We start from the raw sequence: 17977 nt of genomic DNA on the forward strand, positions 1-17977 counted from the left end.
GATCAGCCACAAAAAACCCGGAAGCTACCCAGGTTTCTGCTCATACACCCCCCCGTAGGAGCTGCCGAAGGCTGCGATCTTTTGACCTTGACCTACCGATTAAACCGCTCAACCAACGAATACTGCGTACTCGCCGTCTTCGTCAGCTCTTCACTCAACAACGCCGAATGCTGCGCCTGCTCCGACGTCTGATCCGCCAGCTGCGAAATATTGCTGATATTGCGACTGATCTCCTCAGCCACAGCACTTTGCTCCTCAGTCGCCGCCGCAATCTGCGTCGTCATGTCGGTGATGTTCGCCACCGCTTCGCTGATCCCCACCAACGCCTGATCCGCCTCCAGCACCCGCGCCACACCTTCCTCAGCCTGACGATGCCCGGCTTCCATGGTCTGCACGGCGGTACTGGCCGTCTGCTGCAGCTTGGCGATCAGGGCATGAATCTGCCCGGTGGACTCGCTGGTCCGCTGCGCCAATTGCCGCACCTCATCCGCCACCACCGCAAACCCACGACCCATCTCCCCGGCGCGCGCCGCTTCGATCGCCGCGTTCAGCGCCAGCAGGTTGGTCTGGTCGGCGATACCCTTGATCACATCCACCACACCACCGATCTCGTCACTGTCCTTGGCCAGCTGCGTCACCGTCATCCCGGTTTCCCCAACCACCACCGACAGCCGCTGAATCGCATCACGGGTTTCCCCGGCAATGGTACGACCACGCCCCGTCAGGCGGTTGGCTTCCTGGGTCGCATCCGCCGTGCGCTGCACATGGCTGGCCACTTCCTGGGTCGTCGCCGCCATCTGGTTCACCGCAGTCGCGACCTGCTCGGTCTCAACCCGCTGGCGCTCAAGGCCCGTCGAACTGTTGTGCGCCAGGGTGTCAGACTGTTTGGCCTGATCGGTCAGATGCTCGGCCGTGTCCTGCAAACGGGTCAGGCAGGTCTTCAGGCGCGCTTCCTGACTCAAAATCGACATCTCCAACCGCGCCTGTGCGCCACGGCTGTCGGTGTACATCTGCGCAATCAACGGATCGGACGTGGTCTGCTCAGCCAAACGCAACAAGCGCTTCAACCCGCGCTGCTGCCAGCTCAAGCCCATCAGGCCCAACGGCACCGAAAGCCCGGCGGCAAGGGCAAAGCCCCACTGCGACGTCAGCGTGGCGCCAATCATGAAACTCAACTGGCTCACCAGAATGAACGGCAACCAGTCCTGCACAACCGGCAGCCACTTATCACTGGCAGGCACCGCCGACTTGCCCTGATTGAGCCGCTGATACAACGCCTCGGCACGACGGATCTGCTCGGCCGTCGGCTTGACCCGCACCGACTCGTAACCAATTACCTGATTGCCTTCGAAGATCGGCGTCACATAGGCGTTAACCCAATAGTGATCACCGCTCTTGCAGCGATTCTTGACGATACCCATCCAGGGCTGACCCTGCTTGAGCGTCCCCCACATATGCGCGAACACCGCCGATGGCACGTCGGGATGACGAACCAGATTGTGCGGCGCACGGATCAGTTCCTCACGCGAAAACCCGCTGATCTCGACAAAGTCGTCGTTACAGTAGGAAATCACGCCCTTGGCATCAGTGGTGGAAATCAACCGCTGCTGAGCCGGGAAGGTCCGTTCGCGTTGAGTGATGGGCTGGTTATTACGCATGGCATATTCAATCCGTGAGGCTTTCACAGGGTTTCGGCAGGGCGTGGAATTTGTTGAGTTTTTTTATTGCCCACGGCCCCACAACCACCAGATCCCGCAAAATGAACCCAAGCCCATTGTGGGAGCTGGCTCACCAGCAAAGACGGCCTGCCAGCCACCAGATCTCGCGAAATGAACCCAAGCCCATTGTGGGAGCTGGCTTGCCAGCGATGGCTGCCTGCCAGCCAACCAGATCCCGCGAAATGAAACAAAGCCCCCCGGTAGGAGCTGCCGAAGGCTCGGGCCGCGATCGGACTTCATAAAAGTTGAGAATGACGACGACTCTTAAATATGTACTGACTGTTTTTAGCCTCACGCATAGCGTGAATATTGAATAGAGCCTGCAATGCACCTACTGGGCGAAAAAACTATGCAGGAACAAAGCGTAAGTAAGTTCTGTAGGAAAACTTAACCGCTGTATGTAGGAATGTTCCCGTTGTCTCCAGCGGCATTGTTTCAAGGGGTGGCGAGTACCAATCACAGTGTTAGTTTAGCACCCCTCGTTTATTACCCGGTTCTCCAAGTTGCCCTCATTACTGTCGAGGGCGCAATTCCTTATGTGCGTTTCGTTTATTTATATAAGCGTTATCAGCAGCACTTTGGCCGCGCCCGTTACCAATCCCGGCGATCAGGACATTATCCGTGATCGCCAGAATCGCTTATTGCAAGAGCAGCGCCAGCGGCTGGAAGAGCTCAAAGCGCTGCCCGGCAGCCCGAGCACGCCAGACGAACCGGCCATGCCTGCTGATTCCCGGTGCTTTGCCATCGACACGATCGACATCGAGGGCGCCGGGCACCTGCCCGCCGGCGCGCGTTTGCGCCTGCTTAAACCCTACCTCGGCCAATGCTTGGGCGTGGCCCGGCTCAATGAGCTGCTCAAGGTCATCACCGAGTACTACCTGTCCAGCGGGCTGGTCACCAGTCGCGCCTATTTGCCTCAACAGGACCTGTCCAGCGGCCACCTCAGGGTGCTCGTGGTCGAAGGCACGCTTGAAGGCGTGGACCGCGCAGAAGGCAGCGGACTGTCGGCGCGTGAACTGGCCATGGCGTTTCCCGGTGCCGATGGCGAGCTGTTGAACCTGCGTCAGATCGAGCAACTGGTCGACCAGCTCAACCGGTTGCCATCAAACCAGGCCCGCATGGAACTGGCGCCGGGCGCCCAGGTGGGCGGCACCCGCGTCAGGGTGGAGAACACGGCGCAAAAACCCTGGCGCGCGAGCGTGTCGCGCAACAACGACGGGCAAAAATCCACTGGCGAACAGCAATGGGGCACCGCCCTGGAATGGGACAGCCCCCTGGGCCTGGCTGATCAACTGGTGCTGCGCGGTGGCCACGATGCCGTCAGCGATCGGCGCAAGACCTCGCAAAACGCCATGCTCTATTACAGCCTGCCCTGGGGTTGGTGGAACTTCAGCTACAGCTACAGCCAGAGCGATTACCGCTCGCAGGTCCAGGCCAACGGTTTCAACTTCAAGCAATCGGGCGACAGCCAGCACCACCTGCTGCGCGCAGAACGGGTGATCCATCGCGACGCTTTAAGCAAAACCTCGATGAGCCTCGGTGTCGCGCACCTGCGCACCAACGCCTACATCGAAGACAGCCGCCTGGACCTGAGCAGCAATCGGCTGAGCGAGCTGCAGTGGGGCATCAACCACGGTCGCCGGGTCGCCAGCGCCTTCATCAACTTCGACCTGGGCCTGCAACAGGGCATTGGCGCTTTCGACGCGCAAAGCGCAGGGCATCCCGGCCCCGGTGAACCCGAGGCGCGTTTTCGCAAGTACACCGCCACCGCCAGTTACCTGCAGCCTTTCACCCTGGCGGGCGAGTCCCTGAGTTTCACCAGCCTGGTCACCGGCCAGCACACCGACGATGTGTTGTTCAGCGCGCAACGCATCAGCCTCGGCGGCGCGTCCTCGCTGCGCGGTTTCAAGGACCAGCAGCTGAGCGGCGACAGCGGCGCCTACTGGCGCAACGACCTGCGCTGGGCGCGCCCGCTGACCCTGGCCTGGTTACGCCCGGCCTTGGCCGAATACGGCGCCAGCCTGGGCTACGACCAAGGCGTAATTACCCACGAGCGCTACAACGGTGATCAGCACGGGCGGCTCTCCAGCCATTCGCTGGAGCTGTTTGCCCGCGGCCAGCACCTGTCTGCCGGCGTGACCTTCGCCCATTCCCTGAAACGCCCGGCCGCGATGACGGAGCGTGAAGCGCCGATCTACTTTCGCCTGGACTTCTTCCTGTAACCCCACTGCCGACAACGCCCTGTTGCATCGAGATTGATATGCCGACCCGTCCCTTCGCCCACCGGGCCCACCAGCCATCTGCCGCCCCGGCAAGCCCTGACCGCTTCTGCGGCCTGCCCAAGCGCGGCCTGGCGCTGATCCTGGCCAATGCGCTGTTCTGGCAGCCGCTGCTGGTGCAGGCCGATGGCATTGTGGTCAGCGGCCCCGGCACCTCAGTGGGCCAGGCCGGCAATGGCGTGCCCATCGTCAACATCGCCGCGCCCAATGCCAGTGGCCTGTCGCACAATCAGTTCAGCGACTACAACGTCGGCGCCAACGGGGTGATCCTCAACAACGCCACGACGCGCACCCAGGCCACGCAACTGGGCGGGATCATTCTCGGCAACCCAAACCTGCAGGGCTCGGCGGCCAGCACCATTCTCAATGAAGTCAACGGCGGTAATCCGAGCCACCTGCGCGGGTACACCGAAGTCGCGGGGCCATCGGCGCGCGTCATCGTCGCCAACCCCTATGGCATCAGTTGTAACGGCTGCGGCTTCATCAACACCCCACGTGCCACCCTGACCACCGGCACCCCGATCCTGAACAACGGACGCCTTGATCACTTTCAGGTCGATGGCGGCAGTGTGAGCATCGAGGGTGCGGGGCTGAATGCCGGCAACGTCGACAGCTTCGAGATCATCACCCGCACGGCCAGGCTCAATGCGCAGATCAACGCTCGCAACCTGACCCTGATCGCGGGCCGCAACGACGTTGACGCACAGACCCTCAATGCCACGGCGCGTGCGGACGACGGCAGCGTCAAGCCACAGCTGGCCATCGACTCCACCGCGCTGGGTGGCATGTACGCCGGCGCCATCAAACTGGTGGGCACCGAAGCCGGTGTCGGGGTACGGTTGGCCGGCAACCTGGCCGCCAGCGGTGGCGATATCCAGATCGATGCCAATGGTCATTTGACCTTGTCCCAGGCCGCGTCCAGCCAAGGCATCAGCGTCAAGGCGGCGAGCCTGGAGGCGCAAGGTCCGGTCTACGCCGGCACCACCCTGGAGGTTAAAACCAGCGGCGCCTCAAGCAACCGGCAAAGCCTGGCTGCCCGTGATCGCATCAGCCTGAGCGCCGGTGGCCAGCTGACCAACAGCGGCATCATCGAGGCCGGCGTCAACGCCGACAACAGCCGCAACAGTGTCGGCGATATCCGCCTCAGTGCGCAGCACCTGCGCAACAGCGGTAGCGTGACGGCCAGTCGCAACCTCGACGCAGGCGTCAGCCAAACCCTGGATAACCGCGGCGGCACGCTGACTGCGCAAAACGGCGTGCAGGTCAGTGCCGCGACGCTGGACAACCGTGAGCAGGGGCGGGTGCTCAGCCACGACAGCCTTGCCCTGCATGCGGACCAAGTGCTCAACCAACAGGGCCTGATCAACAGTCGCGGCCCGCTCCAGGCGCAGGTGGGTCACCTGGATAACCGCCAGGATGGACGGGTCAGCGCTACCGGCGATCTTGATCTCAGCGTGACGCATCTGGACAACCAGGGCGGTGAATTGATCGCCCAGGGCAACCTGAACCTCACCGGCACCACCCTCGATAACCGTCACAACGGCTTGCTCGGCGCCAAGGTGCTGACCGTCCAGGTCGATACGGTGGATAACCGAGGCGGTGAGCTTTCCAGCTCGGCGGCGCTGAACCTGAGCGGCCAGCAACTGAACAACAGTGACGGCGGCAAGGTGCTGGCCGGCACGGACCTGAGCCTTGGCGTCGCGCAAATGCTCAACCAGAACCAGGGCTTGCTGCAGGCCAAGGGCCGTGTCTCATTGGCCGGCCAGACCCTGGACAACGGCGGCGGGGCGGTCAGTGCCTTGTCGGCAGTGGATATCCGCCTCGACGGTGCCCTGACCAACCTCGGCGGTTCGATCAACAGCGAAGGCGCACTGACGGTCAGCGCCGCCAGCCTGAACAATCGCCAGGGCAGCCTGTCCAGTGCCGGTCCACTCAGTCTGAACAGCCTGGGTGTGGTCGATAACCAGGGCGGTCAACTGGTCGCCGACGCCAGCCTCAGTCTGCACAGCGCCAACCTGGATAACCGCCAGCGCGGCAACATCAGTGGCAAGGGCCCTGTGCGTCTCGGCACGGGCGCGTTCGATAACAGCCAGGGCGGGCACCTGACCAGCAGCGATACCCTCGAGCTGACGGCCACCCAGGTGACCAACCAGGACACCGGCCGCATCGCCAGCGACCAGGCGTTGAGCGCCAACGTCACCGGCCTGGACCAACAAGGCGGTATGTTGTTCAGCAACAGCGCGCTGAACCTGAACCTCAATCACGGCCAGTTGAACAACCGCAACGGCCTGATCAGCGCACCGCTGCTGATGCTCGGCCACCTGAACGAAGTGAACAACCAGGGCGGGGAAATCTCCAGTGCCCAAGCCTTTATCTTCGCCGCCAACAGCCTGGACAACAGCAATGGCAAACTGCTGAGCAGCCAGGCACTCACCGTGCGCGTGGAGCAGGCGCTGGGCAACCTCAAAGGCCTGATCGCCGCGTCGGCCCTCGACGTGCGCGCCGCCAGCCTCAACAACCAGGGCGGCACCCTGACCAGCCGTGACACCCTCGACCTGACCGTCGACGGCCTGCTGGACAACCAGGCTCACGGCCTGATCAACGCCACCCAGCGCCTCAATATCCAGACCGCCGCGCTGAACAACCAGAACGGCGGATCGCTGCTGGGCAGCGCCATCGCCCTGGATTTCGGCACGGCGGGCGGCGACCTGAACAACGCCGGTGGCCTGATCACCACCGCCGGTGCGCTGGGCATCCACCAGCTGCGCGACCTGAACAACCAAGGCGGCGAGATCTCCAGCGAGCAAAGCTTCTCACTCGCCGGCCGACACCTCGATAACCACAACGGCAAGCTCATCAGCAGCCAGTACCTGACGCTCGACGGCCTTGGCGTGACCAACCAACACGGTCTGGTCTCCGGCTGGGAAGGGCTGGTCGTCAATGCCAGCAACCTGGACAACCGCAATAACGGCACGCTCTCCAGCCGCAACGGTAACCTTGAGGTAGCCGTTAAAAACGCCTTGCTCAACAGCCATGCCGGCGCCTTGGTCAGTCAGCACAACCTGACGGTCAACGCCGGCAGCCTCGACAACCGCAACGGCGGAATACTCTCCAGCGCTGGCGCTCAGGCGCTGACCGTCGACGCTGAGTTGAACAACAGCCAGGGCGGCCAGATCGACAGCGGTGCTGCGCTGACCGTCCAGGCTTCGACCCTCAACAACCGCGGCGGCGCCATCAGTGCCGCGCAGGCCCTGGGCATCACCGCCGACGCGCTGGATAACAGCAGCGCCAGCCTGATCGGCAACAACGCCGTCACCCTCAACCTGCTGGGCACCCTGAGCAATACCCAGGGCAAACTCGCCAGCGCCGGGCCTTTGCGCTTGAGCGCCAGCCAGGTCGATAACCAGGGCGGCCAACTCGCCAGCCAAGGGCTGTTCACCCTCCTCACGGGCGGCCTGGACAACCGCCAGCGTGGCACAGTCGCCGCCAACGACCAGCTGACCCTGACCGCCACGGGCGGGGTGCAAAACGACGCCGACGGCCTGATCTACAGCCAGCACGGCGATGTGCAACTGCAAGCCGCACGCCTGAGCAACGACCAAGGCACCCTGCAAAGCCAGGGCGTGCTGACCCTGGACGTCGCCGGTGATATCGACAACCAGCAAGGTCGTATCCTCGCCCAGGACGGTGACCTCAACCTCAACGCCGGCAACCTCGATAATCGCGGCGGCGTCCTGGCCAGCCTGCACGCCACACTGACCGCCACCCTCAGTGGTTGGCTGCAAAACGGCACCGACCGGATCAGCCGCCGGGGCGGCACCACCCAGGCCGAGCGCCTGAACCTGACGACGGCCAGTATCGACAACCAGGGCGGGCGCCTTGCCGCTCAATCGGGCGATGTGCTCCTCAACACCGGCCACTTCGATAACCGCAGTGGCGGCCTGTACGCCGCACAACGCATCAGCGTCAACGGCGCCGACCTGGACAACCGCGCAGGGCAGATCGCCGCTCAACAGATCGACTTCAGCCTGGCTGGTACCCTGAGTAATGCCCAAGGCATCCTCGAGAGCGACAGCATCCTCAACATCGCCGCCGCCCACCTGGACAACCAGGGCGGTCAACTGCGCGCCCTCGGCACCCAAGGCGCCAGCCGTTTGCAAATCGCGGGCCTGCTGGACAACCGCCACGGCACCCTGGAAAGCGCCAACACCGACCTGAGCCTGGGCCTGGGCAGCTTCCTCAACACCGGCGGCACCGTGCTGCACGTAGGCAACGGCACCTTCGACATCGCCACCGCCAACGTCATCAATGCCGGCGGCGACCTCATCACCCGGGGCGGCCTGACCCTCACGGCCGACCAGTGGACCAACAGCAGCGTCATCCAGGCCGGGCGCCTGAGCGTCAACGTCAACGTCTTCACCCAGAGCGCCAGCGGCCAGTTGCTGGCCGCCAACAGCCTGATCGGCACCGGCGTGAACTGGCGCAACGACGGCCTGATCGCCAGCGATGGCAGCCTGGACCTCGGCCTGAGCGGCCTCTACACCGGCAAGGGTCGCCTGAGCAGCCGGGGTGACTTAATCCTGAGCACCGGGCAATTGCACCTGCCTGAAGTGGCCAGCATTGCCAGCGGCGGCGACAGCCTGATCACCGTCGCCGGCGTGCTGAACAACTACGGGCGCCTGACCTCCAGCGCCGACCTGATGCTGCAGGCCGGCGCCGTGAACAACTACGGCACCCTGGGCAGCGGCCAGGACCTCACCCTCACCACGGCAGCGTTGCTCAATGATCACGGCCTGATCTTTAGTGGCTGGGACATGGGCCTGCGTGTCGCATCGCTGACCAACAGCTACGCCAGCCTCTACAGCCTGGGCGACCTGGACATCGACCGTGACGGCGACGGTGGTTGGGCCTCCAGCATCGTCAACAGCTCCGGCCTGATGCAGAGCGACGGCCGCATGAGCCTGGCCGCCAGCACGATCAAAAACATCCGTGCGCTGCTGACGGTCTCTGATGAGGGCATCTACACCGCCAAAATCGAACAAATCCCCTGCATCGAAGGCGTCAACGCCGGCGACTGCGGCGGCAAGCAAAACCGCGTCTGGGAAATCGTGCAGCGCGAAAAACTGCAAGTCACCGCCGCCAGTGCCGCGTCGAGCATCACCGCTGGTGGCGACCTGATTCTTAACGGCGGCGACCTGCTCAACCACAGCAGCACCATCGCCACCAGCGGCAACCTGAGCGCCACGCTGAACAACCTCACCAACACCGGCGTGCAGACCTCCGATACCGAAACCGTGCGCGTGTTTCGTACCCAACGCGCCAGCAATGGCAGCGGCTGGGTCAACATGGCCCAGGCGTTCACCGACCGTTACTGGCTGCACGGCAACGGCTACGACGCCGGTAACCTCGGCGGCCTGGCGGCGGCCATGAGCCAGTTTATCGGCACCACCGAAGCTGAATTGCCGCAGTTTGGTCGCGTGACCCAACTGAGCACCGGCGACCAACGCTACGCCGCGATCATCCAGGCCGGCGGCAACGTCAACATCACCACTCAGAACGACTTCGACAACAGCGTGGTGCGTGCCGGATTTGAGTACGTCGGCAGCGGCCCGAGCACCAACACCAGCGCCCCGGGCAACGCATTTTCCACCCGCGTGACCCTCAACCAGCATTTGCCCCCGGACCTGGCACAACAGCAAATCAACCCACTGGCGCTGCCAGGGTTTGAATTGCCCACCGGGCAAAACGGCCTGTTCCGCCTCAGTGGCCAGGGCAGTGCCCAGGGCGACACCGGTCCGCACAGCTGGAACCTCAGCGAGGCCAGCGTCGGCGCGGCCGAGCGGCAACAAGCCATACCCGGCACCGAGGAGCGCGACATCAGCGCCGACCCGTCCGGCAACCTGGCTGGCGCGGTCAGTGTGGCCAAGGTCCAGGGCCTGCCAGGCAACAGCGGGCAATCCCAGCCCCATAAATACCTGATCGAAACCAACCCGGCACTCACCGACCTCAAGCAATTCATGAGCTCGGACTACCTGCTCAGTCAACTCGGCTATAACCCCGACGACAGCGCCAAGCGCCTGGGCGACGGCTTCTACGAGCAGCAGCTGATCCAGCAAGCCGTGGTCGCCCACACCGGCCAGCGCTATCTCGACGGCCTGACCTCCGACGAAGACATGTTCCGCTACCTGATGGACAACGCCATCGCCAGCAAGGACTCGCTGATGCTGTCGCTGGGCGTCAGCCTCACCGCCGAGCAAGTAGCGGCCCTGACCCACGACATCGTCTGGCTGGAAACCGCGATCGTCGACGGCCAGCCAGTCATGGTCCCGGTGCTGTACCTGGCCCAGTCCGACAACCGCCTGGCCGCCAACGGCGCGGTGATCCAGGGCCAGGACGTCAGCCTGATCGCCGGGCACAACCTCGGTAATGCCGGCACCCTCAAGGCCACCGGCAACCTCGCCGCCATGGCCGGCAACCACCTGGTCAACAGCGGCCTGGTGCAGGCCGGCAATCGCCTCGACCTGCTCGCCGGCAACAACCTCACCAACCACGCCGGCGGCATCATCAAGGGCCGCGACGTCAGCCTGACCAGCCTCACCGGCGACATCAGCAACGAACGCACCGTCACCGGCCACGACAGCAGCAACGGCTTCAACACCCAGCACCGCGACTTCGTCGACAACGCCGCACGCATCGAAGCCGCCAACGACCTCACCATCACCGCAGGCCGCGACTTCAACAACCTCGGCGGCGTCCTGCAAAGCGGCCGCGACACCAGCATCAGCGCCGGCCGCGACGTCACCCTCGGCTCGGCAACACAACTCAACAGCAACGAACACGGCAGCAAAAACCGCGACCTCACCATCACCCAACACAGCGCCAGCCTCGAAGCAGGCCGCGACCTGTCCATCAACGCCGGCCACGACCTCGCCATCGTCGCCAGCCAACTGGACGCCCAGCGCGACCTCGCCCTCAACGCCGGCAATAATCTCACCTTGGCATCCGCCGCCAACGAAGACCACAGCTACAGCAAAACCCACAAAGTCGAAGCCCAGGAAGACCACGTCAGCCAGGTCGGCACCAGCCTCAACGCCGGCGGCAACGTCACCCTCGGCGCCGGCCAGGACCTCACGCTCATCGCCAGCACCGTCACCGCGGGCCAGGAAGCCTACCTGGTCGCCGGCGGCAACCTGCAGTTGCTGGCCGACCAAGACAGCGACTATTCGCTGTACGACAAGGAAAAGAAGGGCGGTTGGGGCAGCAAGGAAACCCGGCGTGACGAAGTCACCGACATCAAGCACATCGGCAGCCAAATCAACACCGGTGGCGACCTCACGCTGGTCAGCGGCGGGGATCAGTTGTACCAGGGCGCCAAGCTCGACAGCGGCAACGACCTGACCCTGCAAAGTGGCGGCAGCATCACCTTCGAAGCCGTCAAGGACCTGCACCAGGAGAGCCACGAAAAGAGCAAAGGCGACCTGGCCTGGAACTCCGCCTCGGGCAAAGGCAACACCGATGAAACCCTGCGCCAGAGCCAATTGGTGGCCCAGGGGCAGATGGCAATCAACGCCGCAAACGGCTTGAACATCGACCTCAAGGCCATCGACCAGAAGTCAGTGGGCGAGACCATTGATGCCATGGTGCAGGCCGATCCGAACCTGGCCTGGCTCAAGGATGCGGAGCAGCGTGGGGATGTGGATTGGCGTTTGGTCCAGGAAATCCACGACAGCTTCAAGTACAGCCATTCGAGTCTTGGCCAAGGCGCGATGCTGGCAATCATCATCATTGTGACCGCATTGACTGCCGGTGCCGCGAGTGGCGCAGTGGGCTCCGCAGCGGGAGCCACTGCGGGGTCGGGAACGGCCATGGCAGCAGCAGGCACGTCTGCTGCCGGAGCTGCCACAGCAGCAGGTTGGGCTAACGTAGCGGCGACGGCGGTGTTGACCTCGGCTGCGAGCGGCGCTGCGATCAGTACGATCAACAACCAGGGCAATCTTGGTGCCGTTGTAAAAGATGTCACGTCCAGCGGTGCGCTGAAAGGCTACCTCGTCTCCGGCGCCACTGCGGGCCTGACCGCTGGCTACTTCGACAATTGGACCGGCACCACCACTGACTCCGTCACGGGCAAGGTCACCACCAACCTGAATAAGTGGAAAGGTATCGGCCAGTTCGCCGCCAATCAGGGCCTGCAAAACGGCACCTCGGTGGCGCTGAACAAGATCATGGGGCAGGGCGGTGATCTGGGCAGCGCCCTCCAAACCACCCTGTTCAATACCTTGGCGGCGGCCAGCTTTAATGTGGTGGGGGATTACATCCCGTCGGTCGATGGTAGTCCGTCCAAGGTGATGATTCACGCCATGGTCGGTGGCCTGTTGGCGCAAGTCAGCGGCGGCGACTTCAAGACCGGCGCACTCGCGGCAGGCGCCAACGAAGCCTTGGTCGTCCAGCTCGATAGGTTGGTAGGTGGAAACGAAAACCTGCTGAGCATGACCTCGCAACTGGTGGGTGTGCTCGCGGCGGCAACGCAGCGGGATGCGGATGGCGACAGCCTGCAAACCGGGGCGTGGGTGGCGCAGAACGCTACGCAGTACAACTACCTGAATCACAAAGAAGTCGTAGAAATGCTTCGAGAGGTCGACGGTCAGTCGACTGAAGAGGGTAAGAACAGGGTTCGGGAGCGTTACGCCGAGCTTGATGAGAACAGAAACAAAGAGTTGGCCTCGCTCTGTCAAAGCGATCCGACGGGTTGTGACGCGTTGTCGACGCAACTTTTGAAGGATGATCCAAAGCTCAGGGCACTGGCAAACGATCTGAAAGCCCGTGGCGAATACAATCAGGCCGCCATCGTTGGCGTACTCATCACCAACAGTAACATTGCTGCTGGTTCTGAAATCGCTACCGAACTCGCAGCCGCTAGAGATGGTGACGATTCCAGATTTTCTACTGCTTTTGCTGGAGCAATGCTGGGTACCGTGCTTGGGGGGATGCGGCCTGGTGGTATCGGTGGTGCAAAAGGGGAAGTGTCCGGCCTTCTTCCTAAACCTGGTGCCACATCTATTCCTGCAGGTGGCGTAGGTGCTGGTGCAGCATTTAAGATGGATTCAAAGCAGCTAGGTAAAAAACTCGGTAAGCACGTTGAAGATTTCGGCGGCAACGCGGCTAGTCCAGCAGATCGTAAAATGGTGCTCGATAAAATTCATGACGTTGGGAGTAACCCTGAAAAGGTAATACCTGGGACTTTTGCTGGGCAAGGAGCAAATGGCGCACGGGGTGATGTGTTTTTCAGAGTTAAGGGTAATGATGTAGTTGTTACCAAGCCTGATGGAACGTTCGTTACTATCCTGAAGGATGGGGTGACTCAGAATCCATCTGTACAGAGCGCACTGAAGGGAGGTGTCAGGTAATGAACGCACGTAGGCTTATGATTTCCTGGCTCTTAACAGTGCTCGGTAAGAAACTACTGTCAGTAAATGCTCTATTCCATGTTTTCTCTTCCGAGAGGGATTCTGCCCCACAAGAGGTTGGCCTTCTATTTGAAAATTCCGAAATTGGGAAACTCTATGGCGGACCTGATGGTGCATCTATCTGTTTTTCTTTGAATCCGATTTCAAGCTGCGATCTAGGTGAATACGGCAGGCAAGACATTTTTTGCATCTCTGGTGAGCTTTATTTTTCCGATGTGGTAGGAAGGAACTTAGTGTCAGCATCGCTTGTGCAGTCCTTGGTAGAAGACGTAGTGATAGGCGTTGCTCTCTCGTTTGATAACGGTTTTTGCCTGTCCATTTTAAACTTAGGTGATGAGCTTTTTGTCTATGATGAGATTCCGGAGGAAATAGTGATCAGTGAGGGGGTGAGCCTTACCTCTGTGAGTTAATGGTGCCCAGGTCGTGCTGAGACTTTCAATGCAAGAGCTGGCAGTTATTTCGTCGGAAAATGTCAGCTCTATTGAGTTGGTGCGGGATAGTTCGGGGGCTGGAGTGCATATTATATTTGAGATTCTTGAGTCAATTTCGGAGGCCAGGGTGATATTTGAACCTGAGGTCAGTTGTCGATGGTGGACTTTGCGTAACGTATAAGATGGTGCAGAAGCAAGTTGTTCGGTAAATAAGCTTCTGCCGCCACGGCAAGCATATGTTGATGAAATTAATAATCTGCAAATATTAGTCCCACGGTTCCTGTCAAGCGGCAATGCTGAATGCATCGCTACAGGCGCAAATATTGATTTTGGCGATGTAAATACACTGCGGTGGATCAAGGCAGCGGATGCTAAAATGATCAACGATGTAGGACTGTTATGAGAGCAGGTTCTATTATCGCTACCGGTGGGGTGGCCTCAGTGTTGTCAAACGGCTCAATGACAGCATCAATCTTATCTGGTTACTTGCAAGGAGACCTTCCAAAGGCGGCGACATCCAATGCTTTAAGCACAGGATTTGAACACTATGCAGTCTCTAGAGGTATGTCAGCTAGTGATGCTTTAAAAGTTTCTAACGCGTTTGGAGTTGCTGGAGTGTGGGATACATTGATCGATAAGGCTAGCGAAGTTTTTAAGGGTAATTAGATGAACGAGTCTTTGTATAAATACAGATACGTCCTAGGTGGCGTATTGGTCTCTGCTTCTTTAGTGAATTGCTTTTTTCGGTACGATGGCAGCTGGAAAAGGTTTTTCATTATTCTCGTAGTGCAAATATGGTTTGCCCAAGGTGTTTTTGGTTATTTAAGTGGAGGGCGAATTGCTATCGCTCCGGGCGGCTTGGGAAAGGAGGCCCCTCCCGAGTGGCGAGCAATGCTGGCCGGTTTTGCGCTTTTTTTGTATGTGGTTGTATTTTTTTTAGATTTTAAAGAGTATTAGAGCCGCAATATGGTTAAGTAGGGATATTTGGATGGGTCGATGGCTTTTTACATCATCACCCTTAATGCGAGTGCGGCTGAGCCAGCAAAGTACATTTTGAATTAATATAGAATTTCAATGAAAACTTCAGGCCGCAGGTAACGTCAGCATCACCACGCATTTCAAAAGAATTTAATGTGAGACTAGTGATCCAAATACGTTGCGCTGGATTAAGGCTGCAGAAGAAAAATGATCGGTGACGTTAGCACTGTAATGGGTGCGGGATCGATTATCGCCAGTGGCGGAGCTGCCGGGATTCTGCCTAACGGGTCGACACTTGCGTCAATTCTATGGCTACTTGAAAGAAGAAACTCCTAAAACACTCGCGAGCTATGCTTTGACCGCAGAATCCTCCATTGGTCGAAATGAAGTTGTTTGTAAAAAGTACCTGAATTGCTCAAATGAGCCTTTCATCTAATGTTTAACTAAAAAAGGACGATTCACATGATCAAACTATTCTCAAAAGCTACAGCTGTTGTCTCGATCGCACTGCTCTACGGCTGTGCTTCTGCCCCATCAATGGAGGCGATGCAAGCGGAAGTAGCACAGTACTCTCTACCTAAAGCACCTGTTGCGGATAAGGGGCTGGTCTATGTAGTCCGGCCGAGCAATGCCGGGATGATGGTCCGCTTCAATGTCTTCCTTGACGACCAGGAAGCGGATTCGGAAATGGGTTACAACCGAGGCAACCAGTACATTTACTTTTATGTAACGCCCGGGACGCATGTGATCAGCTCCAAAGCTGAAAATTGGGCGGAAGTTACGGTAACTGCCAAGGCTGGTGAAGTCATTTATCTGAAGCAGGAAGTAGAGGTCGGTGTGGTGATGGCACGAAACAGCCTGAAAGTACTGAGCGATGTTGAAGGTCGTTATCTGGTGAAGGATGCTGCGCTTGGTACTATAGCTAAAGAGAGTAAATAACCATTTGAATCGGTGAAAAAGGTGCAGCAATACTCCTGAAGTGATGGGCTTTAATCCAGGTGTCAAAAAACACCCGGATGGTCTGAAGGGTTGACCCAACTAGAATTCGGCGGCGCTGCCCAGTTCCCCAAACTCATATCTCTTGAAGGTCGCTGTAGTTACGGCTGCGTCCGTAATTGATCGATAATGATCTTCGGCCTTTTTTAATTAAGAATAAAATCGTTTAACGAAAATTTTGTAAGGTCGTAGGAGTACCCATGTTTAAAAGCTTCTCAAAACTCACAGCCATAATCACCATTCTAACAATGAGTGGTTGTGTCTCTTACAATGTCACCGGCCCAATCGGGGAACCCACACAACCCGCCACCATTACCAGCCCGCGTACTGCACAACTCGCCGACGTAACAGTCTCGGTCCCGGACATGGACGCTGCTACACGTACCTCCATCAGCCGTTCGCTAACAACGCAGATCAAGCAATACGTGGATAAAGGCGGCTACTTCAAGCAAATCACCGAATACCCCACCCGTTTAGGTGAGAACGATGTGGTGCTCAACTTCAATATGACTTCGCTCAAAGGTCGTCGAGCTCCGCATCCCGCCTATTTCCCCGGCGCCTTGCTCACACTGACGCTGTGGATCTGGGTCAATGGGCCCATCGACGTAGACAGCTTCGACTTGGCGGGTGATCTGCAGATCGTTGACCGAGACGGAAAAACGCTGGCGACTTCCAGGGAACAGGTCAAGTTCGAGCGCAATGTCGGCATTTACGGACGCGAACACTGGGCACCTACCATGGGTGCCAAACAGTTGAGCGAACTGGTCTCAACGCTGCTTGATACCGCGACTGCGCGCTTGGCACAACAGTAACTAAAAGGAGAACCATATGAATGGATACATCAAACACGCCTTCATCCTGTCAGTCATTCTGATGTCAGGTTGCGCATCGTACTCGATGCATGAACTACCGCCCTTACAGGCCTGGCCACTCACAGCAGATGCTGCACAGCAAAAGCCGACGACGTTCGTGCGCGCCACCGCGTTTTATCAGGCCAACGGCGGGGAGGGGCGGACGGTTGCCGGCGCTCCAGCTGCCCTGTGGGAATCGGCAATTGTGGATGCGTTCCGAGAGTCGGGGCGCTTTTCGCGGGTGACTACCGACAAGGTTGACTCTGACATCTACGCCGAAGCCACGCTGTACAACAATGAACAGTACAGCGTTGTCTCCGCCGTTGTGACCGGTTTGACCATGTTCATCATTCCCAGCACGGCGAAGAACACGTTTACCCTGGAAACGGTGTTCAAGGACAAGGACGGTAAAGAACTTGGGCGCATTCGCAAAAGCGAGTCGGTGCGTACCTGGATGCAGTTGGTGTTGATCGTTGCCCTGCCTTTCCAGCAAGACACTCGCGAAGTGGTGCAAACCCTTGCCCGCAGCACGCTGCAAGAAGCGGTGCAACGTCAGTTGCTGTAGAGCAGGCCGCTTGCGAAGCGGCCCTGGCTAAGCGTCGTGAACTGGTCTGGTATCAGGATTGGCTGACAAGGTTGCCTGAATTCCTGATAAAGATTCAGGGCCTGAGCCGCGACGAGAGTTCGCGGACAAGTCCACGCATCCCGAGCCCACAGGAGGCTGCTGGAATTAGGCTTGCCCGCGAAGGCGTCAGTCGAGACGCCTCAACAACCCGGGTTAATCACGCCACAAAAACGCCTTCAAGCTGCGGCCGCAATCGATGCCTGACCACCTCCAACACATCAGAACCATCGCGCAACGAAATGGCGCAGAGCAGGGCGAAGTCACTGAGGATGAACGACTCGCACTCGATCGTGCCACGCATGGCCAGGTTTTCGAGTACCTGGGTGACGGCATCGATTCGGTACTTGGCAGCGTCGATCAATACATCGAGTGGGGCTTGGGTGTCGACGAACAATGTAGGCATGTCGTCGCAGTTGCTGGTGAGCGGCTTGAAGCGGTTTTCGGGGTAGGGGGTTGGTTTTGTATAGGGATGATCGGTAGTCGCTTTTGTCATTTTCTCAAACTCAAGAGCAGGAATGTGAACTGCCAACAGCCGTCGTCAACGGTATTACTGACACAAGTTAAGTACCGAAAAAAAAACGACAGTGCTGGTGCGTGATGAGCTTTGAGGGTTCCTACGCCCTGCCACTGCAAAC

Annotated in this window: 9 protein-coding genes; 7 read left to right on the forward strand and 2 right to left on the reverse strand. The window is 59.4% G+C overall.

Translation table 11 applies throughout. From position 1 onward, the window contains the following. Positions 1–92 precede the first annotated feature (92 nt). Positions 93–1658 carry a PAS domain-containing methyl-accepting chemotaxis protein gene (locus EQV97_RS23840; RefSeq protein WP_240890181.1) on the reverse strand — a complete coding sequence of 522 codons (1566 nt, stop codon included), beginning with the start codon at positions 1656–1658 and terminating at the stop codon, positions 93–95. 596 nt (positions 1659–2254) lie between these two features. Between EQV97_RS23840 and EQV97_RS23845 the strand changes: the two genes are divergently transcribed. The 7 genes from EQV97_RS23845 to EQV97_RS23875 all read left to right on the forward strand — a co-directional run bounded on the left by EQV97_RS23845 (position 2255) and on the right by EQV97_RS23875 (position 17282). Beyond that, the gene (locus tag EQV97_RS23845) at positions 2255–3940 is read left to right on the forward strand and encodes a ShlB/FhaC/HecB family hemolysin secretion/activation protein (protein ID WP_240890182.1); all 1686 of its coding nucleotides are present in this window, start codon (positions 2255–2257) and stop codon (positions 3938–3940) included. Between the two features lie 38 nt (positions 3941–3978). Then, positions 3979–13401: a filamentous hemagglutinin N-terminal domain-containing protein gene (locus tag EQV97_RS23850; RefSeq protein WP_240890183.1), complete on the forward strand. Its 9423-nt coding sequence runs from the start codon at positions 3979–3981 to the stop codon at positions 13399–13401. Next, positions 13401–13871, forward strand: coding sequence for a hypothetical protein (locus EQV97_RS23855; RefSeq protein WP_240890184.1), 471 nt, complete (start codon positions 13401–13403; stop codon positions 13869–13871). Before EQV97_RS23850 ends, EQV97_RS23855 begins: the two co-directional genes overlap by 1 nt. A gap of 687 nt (positions 13872–14558) precedes the next feature. Continuing rightward, complete coding sequence (locus EQV97_RS23860; RefSeq protein ID WP_240890185.1) at positions 14559–14849, forward strand: hypothetical protein; 291 nt, start codon at positions 14559–14561, stop codon at positions 14847–14849. Between the two features lie 567 nt (positions 14850–15416). Continuing rightward, positions 15417–15809 (forward strand): DUF2846 domain-containing protein, encoded by a 393-nt coding sequence (locus EQV97_RS23865; RefSeq protein WP_240890211.1) that lies wholly within the window; start codon positions 15417–15419, stop codon positions 15807–15809. 257 nt (positions 15810–16066) lie between these two features. Continuing rightward, on the forward strand, positions 16067–16678 hold the full coding sequence (locus EQV97_RS23870) for a hypothetical protein (RefSeq protein ID WP_240890186.1): 612 nt from the start codon (positions 16067–16069) through the stop codon (positions 16676–16678). Positions 16679–16694: 16 nt separating this feature from the next. Further along, a complete protein-coding gene (locus tag EQV97_RS23875; protein WP_240890187.1) occupies positions 16695–17282 on the forward strand; it encodes a hypothetical protein in 588 nt (195 codons plus the stop codon). 217 nt (positions 17283–17499) lie between these two features. Here the strand turns inward: EQV97_RS23875 and EQV97_RS23880 are convergent, their stop codons facing one another. Then, positions 17500–17835 carry a hypothetical protein gene (locus EQV97_RS23880; protein WP_122838130.1) on the reverse strand — a complete coding sequence of 112 codons (336 nt, stop codon included), beginning with the start codon at positions 17833–17835 and terminating at the stop codon, positions 17500–17502. Between the last annotated feature and the right edge of the window lie 142 nt (positions 17836–17977).

The organism is Pseudomonas sp. TMW22090 (genome assembly GCF_022496665.1).
GTDB lineage: Bacteria > Pseudomonadota > Gammaproteobacteria > Pseudomonadales > Pseudomonadaceae > Aquipseudomonas > Aquipseudomonas gregormendelii.

Coding starts and splice junctions, on each gene's coding strand:
- EQV97_RS23865 (WP_240890211.1), top strand. CDS start 15,417: ATGCAAGCGGAAGTAGCACAGTACTCTCTACCTAAAGCACCTGTTGCG.
- EQV97_RS23855 (WP_240890184.1), top strand. CDS start 13,401: ATGAACGCACGTAGGCTTATGATTTCCTGGCTCTTAACAGTGCTCGGT.
- EQV97_RS23850 (WP_240890183.1), top strand. CDS start 3,979: ATGCCGACCCGTCCCTTCGCCCACCGGGCCCACCAGCCATCTGCCGCC.
- EQV97_RS23880 (WP_122838130.1), bottom strand. CDS start 17,835: ATGACAAAAGCGACTACCGATCATCCCTATACAAAACCAACCCCCTAC.
- EQV97_RS23860 (WP_240890185.1), top strand. CDS start 14,559: ATGAACGAGTCTTTGTATAAATACAGATACGTCCTAGGTGGCGTATTG.
- EQV97_RS23875 (WP_240890187.1), top strand. CDS start 16,695: ATGAATGGATACATCAAACACGCCTTCATCCTGTCAGTCATTCTGATG.
- EQV97_RS23840 (WP_240890181.1), bottom strand. CDS start 1,658: ATGCGTAATAACCAGCCCATCACTCAACGCGAACGGACCTTCCCGGCT.
- EQV97_RS23845 (WP_240890182.1), top strand. CDS start 2,255: ATGTGCGTTTCGTTTATTTATATAAGCGTTATCAGCAGCACTTTGGCC.
- EQV97_RS23870 (WP_240890186.1), top strand. CDS start 16,067: ATGTTTAAAAGCTTCTCAAAACTCACAGCCATAATCACCATTCTAACA.